Origin of the sequence: Amycolatopsis speibonae (assembly GCF_042647925.1) — a bacterium.
In the GTDB taxonomy this organism is placed as follows: Bacteria; Actinomycetota; Actinomycetes; order Mycobacteriales; family Pseudonocardiaceae; genus Amycolatopsis; species Amycolatopsis speibonae.
Genome location: NZ_JBHRWK010000044.1, coordinates 125,895 through 141,937 on the forward strand (window position 1 = coordinate 125,895; position 16,043 = coordinate 141,937).

At 67.4% G+C, this 16,043-nt stretch carries 15 protein-coding genes; 10 read left to right on the forward strand and 5 right to left on the reverse strand.

Going from position 1 to position 16,043, the window contains the following annotated elements; all coding sequences use genetic code 11:
- The first annotated feature begins 302 nt into the window (after positions 1-302).
- The 7 genes from ACFOSH_RS26700 (at position 303) to ACFOSH_RS26730 (ending at position 8,687) form a co-directional block, all read left to right on the forward strand.
- Positions 303-575 carry a MazG nucleotide pyrophosphohydrolase domain-containing protein gene (locus ACFOSH_RS26700; RefSeq protein WP_378241809.1) on the forward strand — a complete coding sequence of 91 codons (273 nt, stop codon included), beginning with the start codon at positions 303-305 and terminating at the stop codon, positions 573-575.
- A gap of 64 nt (positions 576-639) precedes the next feature.
- Positions 640-1,248 carry a hypothetical protein gene (locus ACFOSH_RS26705; RefSeq protein ID WP_378241810.1) on the forward strand — a complete coding sequence of 203 codons (609 nt, stop codon included), beginning with the start codon at positions 640-642 and terminating at the stop codon, positions 1,246-1,248.
- Positions 1,249-2,009: 761 nt separating this feature from the next.
- Positions 2,010-2,714, forward strand: a complete 705-nt coding sequence (locus ACFOSH_RS26710; protein WP_378241811.1) for a response regulator transcription factor — start codon at positions 2,010-2,012, stop codon at positions 2,712-2,714.
- Between the two features lie 100 nt (positions 2,715-2,814).
- Complete coding sequence (locus ACFOSH_RS26715) at positions 2,815-3,315, forward strand: lamin tail domain-containing protein (protein WP_378241812.1); 501 nt, start codon at positions 2,815-2,817, stop codon at positions 3,313-3,315.
- A 56-nt stretch (positions 3,316-3,371) separates the two neighbouring features.
- Positions 3,372-3,680 (forward strand): helix-turn-helix domain-containing protein, encoded by a 309-nt coding sequence (locus ACFOSH_RS26720; protein WP_378241813.1) that lies wholly within the window; start codon positions 3,372-3,374, stop codon positions 3,678-3,680.
- A 130-nt stretch (positions 3,681-3,810) separates the two neighbouring features.
- Entirely contained in the window at positions 3,811-4,440 is a 630-nt protein-coding gene (locus ACFOSH_RS26725; RefSeq protein WP_378241814.1) for a lamin tail domain-containing protein, read from the forward strand.
- Between the two features lie 239 nt (positions 4,441-4,679).
- Entirely contained in the window at positions 4,680-8,687 is a 4,008-nt protein-coding gene (locus tag ACFOSH_RS26730) for a S8 family serine peptidase (RefSeq protein WP_378241815.1), read from the forward strand.
- Here the strand turns inward: ACFOSH_RS26730 and ACFOSH_RS26735 are convergent.
- The 5 genes from ACFOSH_RS26735 to ACFOSH_RS26755 form a co-directional block, all read right to left on the reverse strand.
- A complete protein-coding gene (locus ACFOSH_RS26735) occupies positions 8,650-9,684 on the reverse strand; it encodes a helix-turn-helix domain-containing protein (RefSeq protein ID WP_378241816.1) in 1,035 nt (344 codons plus the stop codon). The two genes, ACFOSH_RS26730 and ACFOSH_RS26735, sit on opposite strands and share 38 nt — an antisense overlap.
- A gap of 182 nt (positions 9,685-9,866) precedes the next feature.
- Positions 9,867-10,409, reverse strand: coding sequence for a DUF4232 domain-containing protein (locus ACFOSH_RS26740; RefSeq protein WP_378241817.1), 543 nt, complete (start codon positions 10,407-10,409; stop codon positions 9,867-9,869).
- Between the two features lie 186 nt (positions 10,410-10,595).
- Entirely contained in the window at positions 10,596-11,858 is a 1,263-nt protein-coding gene (locus ACFOSH_RS26745) for an RNA polymerase sigma factor (RefSeq protein ID WP_378241818.1), read from the reverse strand.
- Entirely contained in the window at positions 11,855-12,226 is a 372-nt protein-coding gene (locus tag ACFOSH_RS26750) for a YciI family protein (protein ID WP_378241819.1), read from the reverse strand. Before ACFOSH_RS26750 ends, ACFOSH_RS26745 begins: the two co-directional genes overlap by 4 nt.
- Before the next feature lie 43 nt (positions 12,227-12,269).
- The gene (locus ACFOSH_RS26755; RefSeq protein ID WP_378241820.1) at positions 12,270-12,755 is read right to left on the reverse strand and encodes a DUF998 domain-containing protein; all 486 of its coding nucleotides are present in this window, start codon (positions 12,753-12,755) and stop codon (positions 12,270-12,272) included.
- Positions 12,756-12,909: 154 nt separating this feature from the next.
- On the opposite strand from ACFOSH_RS26755, the gene ACFOSH_RS26760 reads away from it, so the two are divergent.
- The 3 genes from ACFOSH_RS26760 to ACFOSH_RS26770 all read left to right on the forward strand — a co-directional run bounded on the left by ACFOSH_RS26760 (position 12,910) and on the right by ACFOSH_RS26770 (position 15,851).
- The gene (locus tag ACFOSH_RS26760) at positions 12,910-13,338 is read left to right on the forward strand and encodes a hypothetical protein (protein ID WP_378241821.1); all 429 of its coding nucleotides are present in this window, start codon (positions 12,910-12,912) and stop codon (positions 13,336-13,338) included.
- 790 nt (positions 13,339-14,128) lie between these two features.
- A complete protein-coding gene (locus ACFOSH_RS26765; RefSeq protein WP_378241822.1) occupies positions 14,129-14,803 on the forward strand; it encodes a DUF2637 domain-containing protein in 675 nt (224 codons plus the stop codon).
- 64 nt (positions 14,804-14,867) lie between these two features.
- Complete coding sequence (locus tag ACFOSH_RS26770) at positions 14,868-15,851, forward strand: AAA family ATPase (protein WP_378241823.1); 984 nt, start codon at positions 14,868-14,870, stop codon at positions 15,849-15,851.
- The last annotated feature ends 192 nt before the right edge of the window (positions 15,852-16,043 follow it).

Consider the following 16,043-nt stretch of genomic DNA (forward strand, 5'->3'; position numbering starts at 1 on the left):
TCGTTGAGGTGCCCCCAATGTGGCATTGGGGACGTTGAGTGTCCCTAATGCCACATTGGGGACACTCCGGGGTCGGTACCGCGGTCGTGAAGGCCCCTTTGAAGACGTTCAACGTCCTGAAGGGGGCCTTCAGGACAGTGACATAGCGCGACCTGGAGCACCGGGACCCAGCAGGGTGACGTGAAGGGAACCTTTCCCGCGCGCAATGCGGCGAAAGTTCCCCTCATTCCCGCCTGCTGCTAACGTCCCGCAAGTCCTGGCGTGGTACCGGCCCTTTCGACACTTGCCGCAGTTCAACTGCTATGTCGCCGAGATGGAAGACGAGCGCGGATTCAGCTCGCACGACGTGGTACACCAGTCGTTGCTTCTCGGCGAAGCAAGTCGGCGAATTATTCAAAGCCATTCGCAAACATCAGAATATGCGCACCGGCACCACTTCGATCATCGGCAGTGTCGACGAAGAGCTGGCCGACGTCCTCATCTACCTCTGCGCCATCGCGAACCGGCTCGACATCAGCCTGGAGGAAGCGCTCCGGAAAAAGGAAGCCGTGAACGAAACGCGCTCTTGGATCTAGCGTTTCCACGCGACCACAACAAATTCGCCTTACCCTCACTACGTCGACACTATAGATTGGCCCCATGAGTCGGCCGCTCGTTCAGTCCACCGTCCAGGTCAGGATCGTCGAAGGGCACTTCCTCATCGAGGACGAAGCCCTTGAGTGGCCGACAATCCCCACCTTTCGCGGGCCCGGCGACTGGCTGCTCACCACCGACGACCAGATCGCTGTCTGCGGCGCTTCGGGAGAATGGCATGTCGTCGAAGCGCTACTCCAGCGCTGGGACATCACACCCTCCACCCTCGACCCCGGCTGGGACCTTCATCGACAAGGCCGCTGCCACTTCTCCAGCGGCAGACTGAACACCTGGAACCCCGCACGCGAAGAGATTTTCGGCACCTTCGATCTCGAAGCGCCCGGCACCTACGATGTGCGCGTCCACACGACTGATCGTGACCGCACCAGACGTGCGTTGGAGGACGCGGCAACCACCGCGGGAGACCAACCGATTCGCGGTATCGAAAGATTCCTCATCCAATTCCGGCCCGCACCCGAACAATCCGGCGACCGGATCGCCACAGCTACGGAAACCGCCACGCCGGAATGGCAGAACGGCATCGCCGCACTCGAGATGATCGCTGACGAACGGCGAAACCGGGCCCACGACGCGCGATCACGCCGACGCCGGTAACTTGTCCGGACGTCCAAGAATTTTCACCCGCGGAAGTCATCGCCGATCGCCCGGCGACGCGGGCCCGCCCCGGCAGGCGTTCGGATTCGCACCCACCGGGAAGCTTCCCGTTCGGATGCACGTGCTCTGAGCGGGACCGATCGGCTGACCGGCCAGACGCCCGACGGCAGGCGATCGCACTTCGTCACCGAAGCGCGAGGTATGAACCCTTTACCGGAAGCGGATCCACGAAATATCACTTCCCGATGGCGTTATCAGACAAGATCACGAAAACCCGATCTCGGCGAGTTTTTCAACGAAAAGAACCAAGCCAGTACGATGAACGGGCGCGACCCGATATGCCGATCGCCGGTTCGGCATCCGGCGGGAACCGAATGAAACCGAGCCCATAGGATCATCCTTCCCCAAGTGAAGCTTGACAGCCCGACCAGGCCACGGCTTTCCACGTGTCCAGTGCGGCGCGCTCGGAATCTGTATCCCCGTTCCGCCGTCCGGCCCAAATCCGGCCACCTCGTTCGGCACCATTTCTCCCTTGTCACCCGATTGCTGGTCCTCACCCGCGAGGAGAAGAGGGAAGATCCATGCCGGACCGCGACGAAAGAGGATTCGGCGAAAATGAGTACCGACGTCGCCGCGGCGGTCGGTTTGACGGATCGCCCGAGCGAGCGACCCTGTTCTCGGCGAATGCGGGCACCGCCCGGCCCGGGCCGACCGCACGGCCCGGGCCACGCCGGGCGCCCGTCAAACACCCAAGGGGAACCATGAACCGCGTCACCACGCTTGTAGTAGACGATCAGCCCCTCATCAGATACGCGCTCAGCAGGCTGTTGCAGGATTCGGCAGGGGTGGAGGCGGTGGCCGAAGCCGCGAGCGAGCCGGAAGCGTTGTGGCAGTGCGAAAAAAGCCATCCCGACATGGTCATCACCGAGCTGTCGATCTGGGGCGAACCCGCCGGGACCGCGATCTGCCGGTTCGTCAAGAAGCATTTCGAGCGCGTGACCGTCCTGGTCTTCGCCGGTGACGCCTCGCCTTCGGCCATCGCCACGGCGCTGAACGCGGGCGCGGACAGCTTCGTGCACAAGTCCGCCGGCGTCGGCCAGGTGCTGTCGGCGGTACGCTCCACTCTCGCCGGTCAGCGGGTGTGCCTGCAGGCCGGCGGAACCCCGCCGGTGGTCACCGAAGCCGTGCAGTACGCGAGCCTGATGACCGGGCGGGAGGAGGAGATCCTCGCGTTGATCCTGTACCGGTGGTCGAACGACGAGATCGCCGAAGAGCTGCACCTCGCGACGCAGACGGTGAAGAACTACGTCAGCCGGATCCTGCAGAAGCTGGGCTTCGGCAGCAGGCGTGACCTCTTCCGCGAACTGCGATTCCGGCCGGGCGGCAACCCGCTGCCGCGGCTGGAGACGACCTCGCGCGAAGGCGAGTCATACGCCGCGGACCGGCTGGCCGGGTACCGATGCTAGGCCGGTCGAGTGAGCGACGTACCGGAAGTACCGAGACCGGATCAGGTTCGGTACCTGCCGTATCCTGCGGCGCCGAGATCGTTTTTCTAGCGTTGCTGTCATGACGAAGTCAGGTTCCCTGCTCCTGATCCTCGCGCTCGCCGGAACCCCCGCTCCGGATACCGTCCGGTCTTCGTCGGCCAAGATCCACGAGGTGCTCGGCGGCCCGGCAGGCTACATCGACCTGCACAACACCAGCGGCGCCACCCTGGACATCGGTGGCTGGTCCGTTCAAGCGTGCACAGGCGGAGCCGCACCCGTCGAGCTGGCCACCATGCCGGCCGGGAGCGAGATCCCCGCCGGTGAGCACTTCCTCATCACCGGACAGGGCTTCGGCGGAACCGTGCAGCAGATGGTCGTCGAGGCGATCGTCGGGGACGGCGAGATGTTGCTGGACCGGCGCGGAGCCAAGGTCGACAGCATCGGATGGGCGCCGTCGTCGCCCTGCCGCGAGAATCAGGCCGCCCTCGCCTGTCCCGGTTTCGCTCAGGCAAGGGACGCCGTCAGTCGTGACACCGACAACAACAAGGCCGACTTCGGCTGCGTACTGCCACTCGACTGAAGGCCATCAGCCAATCCGTATTCAACTCCTTGCACCAGTACCGGAAAGGTGCGGTCGTGGCCGCGAACGGCAACCGCGGGGATACGACCCCGCTGTGCGAACTGCTCGCCGAACAACGAATCGCGAAAGGCTGGTCACAGTGTGACCTGGTCGCGAAGTTGCATACCCTCTCCGGCAACGACAGTGTCACCCGGGAGGAGGTTTCCCGCTGGGAGCGGGGAAAACGTATCCCCGGTCCGTACTGGCGGCAGTGGCTCAGCGACGTGCTGGACACGTCCGGCCGGGAGCTCGAACTCGCTGCCGCGGTCGCGAGAGGACAACGCCGGAAGAGCGCTCCCGAGCGCCGGTGGACGGTTATCGATTGACGGGAAAGTACCGGAAAACTGGCCCCTTCCCGGCGGCACCCCGGTTCTCGGATACTTATCTGGTCGGCACCGGCGGAAAGGATTCCGGTCCGACATTAATCCCCCGCAAAAAAGCTGAAAGGAATTTATCGTGCGACGAATTCTGGGCGCCTCGGCGGTATTCGCAATGCTGGCGATGGGTATGGCGGGCGGTGTCGCGAACGCGGCCGGTGAGACCGAGGGCACCGAGGTCGCGCCGCTCGTCTCGTCCACCGTGGTCGTCAACGAGGTTTCGACCCGCGGTCTGAACGGTCAGCTCGACGAGTTCATCGAGCTGCGCAACATCTCGAGCCAGGTGCAGGACATCAGCGGCTACCTGGTCCGCATCTACTCGCCGTCGGGCATCCTGACCGACACGGTCGTCATGCCGGCGGGCACGGTTCTGCAGCCGAAGGGCACCGCCGGCCAGTACGTGGTGCTCGTCGGGCAGAACTTCTCCGGAACCATCGCCGACCAGACGAACGTCGTGCCGTTCACGCTGGCCGGCGTCGACGGCATCCCGACCACGGGTGGCGTCACGGTGCAGAACCTGGCCGGCACGAAGCTCGACGGTGTCGCCTTCAGCAACGCGGTCCTGCCCGCGCGTGAAGGTCAGGCCGCGTCTCCGGAGAGCGCCGCCACCGACCAGCTCAACGCGTCGAACACCCGCAACATCCTGAGCACCGACACCGACAACAACCGGCAGGACTTCTCGCTGCAGCTGCGCAGCGCGGGTCAGTGAGCCGACCCCTCTAGACCGGGCCCGGGCCGCCGTCGGCGGTCCGGGCTCTTCCATGGCGGTATCTCGCCAACGGCGACATACCGCCAACGAGAATTGTGTTCATCCGGCAACTCCTGCCTCATCCTCGGGAAACTCCATCTTCGCGGCGGCCGTGTCCACGGCCGCTTCTCACTATCCGAGGAGAGTGAGGCTCGATGTTCCCCCGTTCCCCTCATTTGACGAGACACCCCAGACACCCGGTGGCGATCCTGGCGGTCTCCGCACTGGTCGCACTCTCCCCGCTGACGGTGACCGCGACCGCCGCGACAGCCGCCGTACCGAGACCCACCCCTGCCGCCGGTCAGCCGGACGTCCATCGTGTCACGTTGCTCACCGGCGACGTCGTGACCTACGAACGGGACGGCGCCGGACACGACAGCGCACAGGTCGAACCCGCGGTGCGGCCGGACCGGCCGAGCCCGGCGTTCCAGATCACGAGCACGGCCGAAGGGATGACGGTGTATCCGTCGGACGCGCTTCCGTTTGTCAGCAAGGGTTTGCTCGGCCGGGAGCTGTTCAACGTCACCACGCTCGTCGGAGACCGGCGTGACGACACGGCGAGCGCCACGATCCCCGTCATCGTGCGCTACGGCGACCGGGCGGGCCTGTCCGCACAGTCGCTGGATTCGAAGGCGAAGACGCTCCCGCAAACCCAGCGACTCACCCCGCTCGTCACCGCCAACGGGGTGGGAGTGCAGGTCAAGAAAGCCGGGACGGGAGACTTCTGGCGTTCGCTCGTCGCGTTCGATCCAGCCGGGAAACCCGTTCTGAGCCAAGGGATTTCGCAGGTCCGGCTGGACAGGAAGGTCCGGGTGGCACTGGACAAGAGCACCGCGCAGGTCGGTGCGCCCGCGGCGTGGAGCGGCGGGTGGACCGGGAAGGGGGCCACAGTCGCGGTGGTGGACACCGGGATCGACGAGAAACATCCCGACCTGGCGGGCAAGACGATCGCCTCGGCGGACTTCAGCGGAGAAGGCGACATCGTGGACCGCTACGGCCACGGCACCCACTGCGCGTCGATCATCGCCGGTACCGGCGCGGCTTCGGGCGGCCGGTACAAGGGCGTGGCACCGGACGCGAAGCTGGTGGTGGCCAAGGTTTTCGACGCTTCCGGCGAGGGTGACACCGCACAGGTCATGGCCGGGATCGACTGGGCCGTCGCGCAGGGCGCGAAGATCGTGAACCTCAGCCTCGGCGCCGGCATCACCGACGGAGCCGACCCGTTGAGCGAACAGATCGACACGCTTTCGGCGAAGACCGGCGCGCTGTTCGTGGTCGCGTCCGGGAACTCCGGGCCGGGCGATCGAACCGTCACGACGCCGGGGACGGCGACGTCCGCGCTCACGGTCGGGGCGGTCGACAGGGACAACAAGATCGCGTGGTTCAGCAGCCGCGGCCCGCGGATGCGGGACGCCGCGGTCAAGCCGGAGATCACCGCGCCGGGCGTCGGGATCGTGGCCGCCAGGGCCGCGGACACGGCGATGGGCGACCCGGTGGACGACAACTACACCGCGGCGTCGGGTACTTCGATGGCGACTCCGCACGTCGCGGGTGCCGCGGCGATCCTGCTGCAGCAGCAACCGGGGCTGACCGGGCAGGCACTGAAGAACACGCTCGTCACCACGGCCAAGGACGTCGGCCTCCGGTGGTACGAGCAGGGAGCCGGACTTCTCGACGTCGCACGGGCGGTCTCCCAGAAGGCGACAGGCACCGCGGTCGCGAGCTTCGGTCGCAACGAGCGGACGACCAACGCCTCGGCGCAGGTCGTCCGGCAACTGTCCTACACCAACTCCGGGACGCAGCCGATGGCGCTGAACCTGAAGCTGACCGTGCAGCCCTGGGACAACGGCGCCAAGCCGGGCACCGGGATGCACCTGGCGAAGTCCGATCTGACGGTCCCGCCGAAATCCACCACCACCGTCGACCTCGCCGTGAATCCGAGCGAAGGGGTGGCGGGCGTCTACGGCGGCGCAGTGGTGGCCACGACCGCGGACGGGACCAACTCCGTGCGGACGCCCGTGAGCACCTACAACGCGTCCGAACTGTTCCCGGTGACGATCCGGGTACGGGACTCGGCGGGCGGCCCGGCTCAGCTCGCTTCGGCCCAGCTGATCGACGACTCGGCCGGTGCGGGCAACCGCAACGACCCGTTCCTCGACCAGGTCAGCCAGCAGATCGGCTTGGTCGACGGAATCGGCCGGGTGCTCGTTCCCGCCGGACGCTATTCGGCACTGGGCTGGGTGATGGAGCGCGGGCTGACCGTGCGCCGCTGGTCGGCGATGACCACGACGCAGGTCGCCGTCTCGGCCCCGGCCGAGATCGTGTTGAACGCGGCGAGCGCCGTGCCGGCGGGACTGGTCACACCCACACCCACCGATCTGCGGGACCGCACGGTGATGTTGAGGCGCGTGATCCCCGGTGGAGCGGGCGTCAACGGCTACGTCGGCGAAGCCGGACTGTCCGGCGGAGCAGGCTGGGATGTGCGAGTGACACCGGCGGCGGCCACGTCCGCAGGTGCGATTTCGTTGCAGGACAGCGCGACGCTGAGCCAGACCGCGGTCGAAATGCAGGTCGTCGGCGGCGGCTCGAACGTGCTGAACCCCGCGTACGACGTGCCGACGCTGACGGCGAAGTCACCCGGTGAACGAACGCTGCCGGTCGTGTTCGGCGGCGCGGGTGGCACGAGTGATCTCGCCGGTCTCGACGTCCGCGGCAAGGCCGTCCTGGTGCGGATTCCGGTCCCGGCCGGATCACCGGACCCGGTGGGGGCCGTCAACACCGGCATCGCGAACGCGGCCCGCACGGTGTCCGCCGCGGGTGCGGCGGCGATGATCCCCTACGCAGGTTCACCGGGTTCGCTGAGCGTTCCGGCTCTCAGCAGTGCGGTGGTGCCGACCCTGTCCCTCGGCTGGGACGAAGGGGAGAAGCTGCGGACAGCCGGTGCGGTTTCGGTGCGCTTGCTGGTGCGCGCGACTCCTGACGTGATGTACAACCTCAGTTACCTCGACGCCAACGGGGTATCGAAGGATCTCGTCCGGCGCGTCGACCAGAAATCCTTGGTCGCGACGAAAACCAGCTATCAGGCCGAAAAGCCGGGGCTGACCGGGCAGAAGAACTGGTACGCCTTCCCGACCGGCAGGTGGAAGACCCAGGCGGTACAAGGCACGAAGATCGCGGTGCCGGGCGCGTGGACGGAGTACACCGGCCCGGCGGACGATCGGCTGGTCTGGAAACGGGTGGTCACCCTTTCCGGTACCGACACCGCGGGCCGTCGCGCCGCGCTGAGCATGAACGCGCAGAACATCTACCGCGCGGGCGAGCGGGCGAGGCCGGACGAGTACTGGTTCCGCGCACCGCTGCACAGCGGCACGGTGGAACTGCCTGCCGACCATCCGGCTCGCTACCCGGCGACGGCCAACGGCTGGACGGTGCTGTGCTCGATGTGCCGGGGCGGCGCGGATCCCGACCTGTTCATCCCCGGGTTGCAGTGGATGGACGGAACGGCCGGCCAGGGCGGGCACTACTCGAATCCCTACGAGAACGCGCGGTACTTCACGGCGACCACGGCACGGCTGTACCGGGACGGGACCGAGATCCCGCGGTCCAATCTGGACGATCCGTACGCACTCGTCCCGGAGTTCCGGCTCGCACCGACCCCCGCCACCTATCGGCTGGACGTGACCGACGTGATGCCCGGCCAGGCGCAGATCGGAGCACCGAGCGGAGTGCTGTTCCAGAACGCCCCACGGACCGACACGTCGTGGACGTTCGCCTCGGCACGGTCCAACGCCACGGCACCAGCCGGGTTCTCCTGCTACGTCTCGGGCAGTGCGTGTTCCTTCCAGCCGCTCATCCAGCTGGACCAGCGGCTGCCGCTGGATCTCGGCGGCCGCGCACCGGCGGGACGTCCGTACACCTTCGACGTGTTCGCCGGCTCGCACAGCGGCGCACGCGGCGGTGGTCCGGTGACGCAGGTGAAGGTCTCGGCGTCGACGGACGGCGGGCGCACCTGGACGGCGGCGACCGTCCGGCCGAACGGGACCGGGCTGTGGTCGGCGACGGTGGATCACCCGCAACTCGCGGCGACCGACGGGTTCGTCTGGCTGCGCTCGGACGCACGGGACAGCTCGGGCAACACGGTGACGCAGACGGTCCAGCGGGCCTACGCGCTCACGGACGTGGCGAAGGTGAACCCGCGCCTTCGATGACGTCCTCCTCACGCGAGGGTTGGGTCCCCGGCAAGGTGACCCAACCCCGCGTGGCGACCTGAAGCCCGGCCTGGAATCGGGTGGTCGCGCCGAGGGAGGTCATGAGATCGCGGAGTCGCCGCTGGAACGTCCGGTAGCTCATGCCGAGTTGTTTGGCGATGCTCCGGTCGGGCAACCCGGTGGTGAGCAAGGCGAGCAGGCGGGCGTCGTCGGAAGCGGCGACGCCCGCCAGCTCGGCCGAGCCGGGCAGGTACAGCGGAAGCCCGCTCTGCCAAAGGAAAGTGAAGACCGCGCTGAGCGCGTCGAGCAGCGCGCACGGGTGGATCACCAGTGCCGTGCCGACCTCGGGAAGATCGGACCGCAGCGGCACCAGTCCGATTCGCTGGTCGACCACGATCATCTTCAGCGGGGCGGCGGTGACCACGCGGGCCTCCTCGCCGAGGGCGAGGCCCGCCTCGAGGTCGGATGCCAGGTCGTGCATTTCCAGCGCGCTGCGTTCGTAAATCCCGCGAAACCGCACACCCTGGCCGAGGAGATCACGTTCGGCGGGATGCAGCACACTCGGCGTTTGCGCGTAAGGCGGTTTGTCGACGAAGGCGACCTCCCGCTCGGCCGAGCGCAGCAGCTGATCGGCCCGGTCGGCGATGAGCGCGTTCCCGTGGATCACCTCGATGAGGTCGACCGGGCGTTCACCGGACGTCGCCCGATACCGCTCACGCAGCCTGTCGGCGACCAGCCGCGCACTCGCGAGTTCCTGCTCCTTCTGCCGGAGCATCGCCTCCAGCGCGATCTCCGGCCGTACCGCCGAATAGGCCTCCGCCGGACCGGGAAGCTTGGTGAGCAAACCTTTTTCGTTCAGCACACGCAGAACCCGGAGCAGCTGCTGTTTGGGCAGCCCGGTTCGTTGCCGGATTTCGGCAACGGTCATCGACCCGGTGCCGGCGAAAGCATCGTAGACTTCGACGTCGATTTCACTCAGGCCGATGATGTCCAGCACGTTTTCCCCCGCTGCAGCCGCGGTCGCTTTCGTCCGACCCTACCGCTGGACTTCGGCCGGCAAAAGGGGCACGACGAGGTGCACTGCTCCTGGATCGTCCAATAAGGACAGACAGCCTGGCTGGTCACGCATCGGCACGGCGTCCACTTTGTCCGCTCTACGGCAGACGGCGGACTCCGGGGTCAGACGGTGGGCGCCGGGCCTGCCGTCATCGCCCCGGTGCGGATGGTGTGGCTCTCTGGAGCGGCGTTGACCGCGCCGAAGTCCCAGGGCAGGCTGATCCGCGGGTCGCTGGTGTCGCCGCGCGGGCTGGTTTCCTGGGGCGCGGTGACCGTGATCGCCAGCGGCGTCTCCTGCCGCGGCGAGCCGATCGCGGTCCAGTGCAGCGGGAGGTAAGCCGAGGACCCGTCACTGATCTCCACCGAGGGAGCGTCCGGCGCGGCGTCGGAGGACAACGTCACGTCGCGGGCGCCGACGAGTTCGATGGGCAGCGAGCCGGGCAGCGTGCAGGTCTCGCCCTGCTTCGCGGTGAACTGGATGGCCGCGTCCCTGCCACCCGCGCCCGCCCCGCCGTAGACGAGCCGGCTGGTGACCTGACCCGACGTGCAGTTGAAATCGGTGGGCATCGCGGCGGCGGTACCGGTGGTCAGTGCCGTGGCTCCGGCCGCCGCTCCGGCGGCGAGCAGGATCGCGGCGCTCCGGCGGATCTTCGTGCGAGTGGTCATCGGTCTTCCCCTTCTGCCGTACCCGGGCGGGCTGTCCGGCCCCGGCGGTGATCGGCGGTCGTGTCGACCTCGATCGCCCTCGCCACCAAAACTGCCCATCGCGAGATCCGGCCATGCGCCGAGGTGAGATTGATCAGGTAAAAGCAACCTCGGCAGGGCCGACACGTCCACAGAAGTAACCGTGCCTCAGCGCGGTGGGTCCAGATCGTCGGCCTGATCGCGCAAGTAGCGCTGCTCGGTGCGGTTGCCGGTGAGGCTCGCCGCCTCGCGGTAAAGGCTTGCCGCGCGCACCGGATCACCGGTCAGGTGGGCACGGACCGCGCGTTCACGTTGGCGGGTCAGCGGATCCCGGTCCAAGTGGTGACGCCGGTTGAGATCGTCGAGCAAGGTCAGCGCTCGTTCGGGTCCGTACGCCTTGGCCACCGAGACGACCCGGCTGAGCCGGACCGGCGCGGTGGGGGTGAGCCGTTCGAGCCACAGATAGAGCGCCGCGATCTGCGGCCAGTCCGTCCACTCGGGCGATCCGGCCGTGGCGTGCACGGCCGCGATCGCGGCCTGCAGCTGGTACGGGCCGATCTCACGGCGGTGCCAGACGCTGTCGATCAGCGCGGTCCCCTCGTGGACGAGATCCGCGTGCCAGCGGGTCCGGTCCTGTTCGTCCAGTGGTACCAGTTCGCCGTCGTCGCCGGTGCGGGCAGGCTGCCGTGCCTCGGTGAGCAGCATCAGAGCCAGCAGGCCGGTCACCTCGCCGGTCATCGCGCCGCCGTCTGGGATCGCGGCACGGAGCAGGCGGGTGAGCCGGATCGCCTCGCGGGTCAGCTCGACTCGGGTGAGGCCGTCACCGGACGAGGTCGTGTAGCCCTCGTTGAAGATGAGGTACAGCACCTGCGCGACCGCGGCGATCCGGCTGTCCAGGTCGCTGTCGGCCGGCGGGGTGAAGCGGGCGCCCGCGCGGGCGAGTTGCTGTTTGGCGCGACTGATCCGGGTGCCCATGGTGTTTTCGGTGGCGCCGTGGGCGTGGGCGATCTCGGCTGTGGTCAAGCCACCCACCGCGCGCAACGTGAGCGCCACCTGGGAGCTCAGGGACAAGACGGGGTGGCAGCAGAGCAACAGCAGGGTGAGGCTGTCGTCGGTGTCCGGTGGCGGGCCCGCGTGACGGGCGGGTTCGTGCATGGCCGCCACGCCGAGACCGGCTTCGTGTTCGCGCCTGCGCCGAGCCTGCTCGGAGCGGAGCAGGTCGACCATCTTGCGGTAGCCGATGCGGATCAGCCAGCTGCGCGGGTTTTCCGGGACCCCGTCGGCGGCCCAGGTCCGGCTCGCCGCGAGCAGCGCTTCCTGCACCGCGTCCTCGGCGATGTCGAACTGGCCGAACCGCCGCGCCAGCGCGCCGAGCACCTGCGGCGCTTCGGTGCGCATCAGGTGCTCGATTTCGCCGGTGGAACGTGTCATGCGGTGAAGTCGTCACCCATGATCGGGCGGATCTCGATCGGTTCGCCCAGCGCGTCGACGATACGCCCGGCGATCTCCATGGCTCGCTCGTGACCGGCGACGTCGATCACCGCGAAGCTGGCCAAGACCTCCTTGAGTTCGGCGAACGGCCCGTCGGTCGCCACCGCCCCGTTCTCGGTCTTGCGGACGGTGAAGCTGACCGCCGGATGTCCGAGGCCCTCGCTGGTGACGAACTCGCCGGTCTCGATCAGTTCCTGTTCGAACTTCTGATAGGCGGCGAACGCGGCCAAGGCCTCGGCGGAGGGGGTGTCGGAGGTGTCGGCATCCCAGGCGGCGGCCGGGGTGTAACTGAGAAGCAGGTACTTCACGGTGGTTCCTCTTCCTTGATCGCGCTCGGGCAACGGTACGGGCTCAGGCGGCGTCACGAAGCGACAGCGCGAAGACGGCCGTCCAAGTGAACGCCACCAGGCCGTTCACCGCGATCTGGATGGTCATGAACTCCGGCGACATGGGCAGCAGCAACACCAGCGCGGCCACGCCGTCGAGCACCGCGAGCCGCACCTTCCGCTCGCGGCCGTACCGGACCGCCAGCACGATGGCCGCGAGGGCCAGCGCGGTGAACGCCACCGCGGCGGACGACGAGTGCACGACGCTGTGCCACGACATCCGGGCGACGGGCTCATCCGGGGTGCCCACCGGGAAGCCCTTCTCCGGGTCCATGGTGAACAGGCCCGCCACGACCAGCCCGGCTCCGAAGATCCCGACGAGCACCGGCACCGCCCGCCTGCCGACGCCCTCGGAAACGGTACGCCGGACACCCACGGCCAGCGCGAGGGCGCCGGCAAGCAGCAGGCGCTCGGCCGGACGACGGACGACGGGGACGGCGGCAGTGGCCATGGCTCCTCCTTGATGGGCATTCACCGCGACCACGTCACGGATCCGCCGATCTCGACCTCGCTCGAAGGTGTTCCGGGTCACTTCTCCCGGGTGTCGACTCCGCGGTGGCGCCTCCGAGGTACCGGTACCTGACAGACGATCCAAGGAGGACACCGTGTCCGAGACGACCATCCGGCCCAGCTCCGAACTGCGCGCGCTCGACCGCCTGGTGGGCACCTGGACGGTGACCGGCGGAGCCGAGGGCACCGTGCGGTACGAATGGATGCCGGGCGGGTTCTTCCTGCTCCAGCACGTCGAACTCACCCAGTTCGGCCAGCCGATCACGGGTATGGAGATCATCGGCAACCTGCGCCCGTTCGGCGAACCCGCCGGCGCGGACGTGGTGTCCCGGTTCTACGACTCGACCGGGAACACTCTCGACTACGTCTACGAACTCGACGGCGACACCCTGACCATCTGGGGCGGCGCGAAAGGCAGCCCCGCCTACTTCCGGGGCACGTTCGACTCGGACGGCACCACAGTCTCCGGTGAATGGGTCTACCCCGGCGGAGGCGGCTACCCGTCCACCATGACCCGGAGCTGACCTCGGGTCACGCTCGTCAGAACAGCACCGGGAAGTAGGTGAGGGGTTCCCCGGTCGCCGGGTCGTAGTATCCGGCGATTTCGAGGTCGCCCCATTTCCCCGACCATGCCCCGGTCCGCTCGTCCTGGACCAGGTCCGGCGACTGCCACGCGCCTTCCGCGGCACGGATGACGTCGTCCCTGGTCCAGTCGGGCGGGAATAGGTGAAGTCCACATAGGACACCCGGCCGGAGGTCGGGTCGCGTTCCTCGGTAACGGCCCGGCGCACGTCCGGATAGCCCGGCGGGTGCTGGAGCGCGGGCTTCCGCGCCGTGGTGACCAAGAAGTTCCGCAGCCGACTTGGCCACTGTGGACGACAGCGCCGCACAAGCACGCGCCGAAGACAGAGAACGCCTCCAACGACAGCTCACCGACATCGAACGCAAACAGGAAGCCCGGCTCCGGCAAGCTACAACGAGCTCGCGGCAACCAAGAACACCGTTCAAGCCGAAGTGGCTCAGCTGGACACGCGAGACATCGAAACTCCAGCACCACCCACGCCGTCGGACCTGAGCCTCCTGAACACAGTTCCCGCGATGGCGGAAGCGGGAGAAAGGATTACCGATGCTATGCCAGCTCCCGAAATAGCAAAAAGCGCCGATCAAAGTGATCGACGCTTTTTGGGTAGAAGCTGTACGTACCCCCGACGAGGTACGAGCAGCTTCCACCCAGGCTGACATAGCTTCTGAGCTGCGGCTTTCCGCCACCGTCGAGGTGCCACGACTCGGCCGCCGCCGTTCCGGAGGTGCCGCGTGAGCGCCGTCTCGCTCCGAATCCAGTGTGCCTGCACCGCCCTGGTCGCCCTCGGCGCCGCCTACGCCTCCTACATCCACGGACGCCAATTCGCCCTCCGCTTCGGCGCCGACACCATGACCGCCTCCATCTGGCCCCTCATCGTCGACGGCCTTCTCACCACCGCAACTGTCGAACTCTGGAAACCGAACCGCGACGGCTCCAGCCGGTGGCCGGCCTGGGCCGGCTTCCTCTTCGGCATCTCGCTGTCGCTCTGCGCGAACATCGGCTCGGCGCCGGTGACCAGCGCACTCGGTGTCGCCGTCGCGGCTTGCCCACCCCTTGCCCTGCTACTAGCTGTCGAACTTCTCAACCGTGCCCTCAAACGCCACCGCACCGAACCCGTTGCCCCAAAACCTGAGGTACCCGCACAAGGTCCCATGATCCCCTCCGCTCGACAGACTTCGGACGCATCGAGTCCGGCGGTCCCTCTGACAGCCGAACAGCGAATGTGGAGCCACTATGTGGCGGAACAGGAGTTAGGACGGACACCCTCCGGCGCCGATCTCGACCGGGTCGCCGGGACGCATAACTACGGCCGCAGGGTTCTCCGAGAGTGGCGAACCAAGGGCGTGCTCGCGCCCTCCGCCACCGGCCCCGCCACCGGGGTTTCGTCCGCCTCGATGACCGGATAGCGCTGGCGGGTCCCGCGGGACATGCGATGATGGACAGCGATGACCGCTTGGAGGGGAGGTGACTGTGGCGACAGCAGAGATCATCACGGAAATGGTCCGTGCACATACACACGGTGACGACACTCGGTGGCTGAACCTGCTGAAGCAGTTGATCGCGGCGGAGTCACGCGCAGGCCACACCCGCCAAGCCGCCCGGCTGAGGGAGCTACTGTCCGAAGCCAAGGATGCCGATTTCAGCAAGACCGGGGCACGACGGCCCATCCAGCTCGCCCGGCCACCTCGCGATCTCGCTGACGTCCTCGACATCCGCTACAGCGAAATCAGCCTAGGCGAACTCGTTCTGCCGTCCGGCCTGCGCGCGAACGTGCAACGAGTCCTGGACGAACAACGGATGTCCGGCAGGCTCGCCGAGCACGGCTTGCGTGCCCGCCGAAGGCTTCTGCTGCACGGCCCGCCCGGTTGCGGCAAGACCATGGCCGCATACGCACTGGCGGGGGAACTGAAGCTCCCCCTGGCCCGAGTCAGGCTCGAAGTACTGTTCAACCGTTACCTGGGTGAAACTGCGGCCACGCTGACCGACATCTTCCAGCAAATCGGCCGTGTTCGGGCCGTGTATCTGTTCGACGAGTTCGACGCGCTGGGCAAGCACCGCGGAGACGAGTTCGACGTCGGTGAAGCCAAACGTGTTGTGGGCACCTTTCTTCAACTGCTGGACGCCGATGAAAGCGACAGCCTGATCGTGGCCGCCACCAACATCGGAGGCGCACTCGATCACGCACTTCTGCGTCGTTTCGACGATGTGCTCGAGTTTCCCCCACCGGACTCCGAAGGCCTGACGACCCTGCTGCGTCGCCTGCTTCGGTCCGTACCGCTCGACGACGCCGCCGTGGGCAACCTCGTCAGAGAGGCCCACGGGCTCTCCTTCGCTCAGGTTCGCGCCGCCGTGGACAACGCGCGAAAGGCCGCGATTCTCGCCGATCAGGAGTACCCCGCGTACGACGAGATCAGGACCGAACTGATGTCCCGTACCCGGGAAGGCAGTCTGTGACGGATCCAGCATGATTCGGACAGGGCTCCCACTGCTCCGGGTCAGCCGTGCGGCCGAGGAAGCCTACCGGGCGTTCGGTGGTGGCAAGCGTCGCCCGCCACCCGCCCGGACCCGGCAACAGCATGCGGCGAGGTTGCTCCGCTCACTGGACGCAATCGAGGGAAGGCAGACAACTCCGGCCCCCGGAAGCGA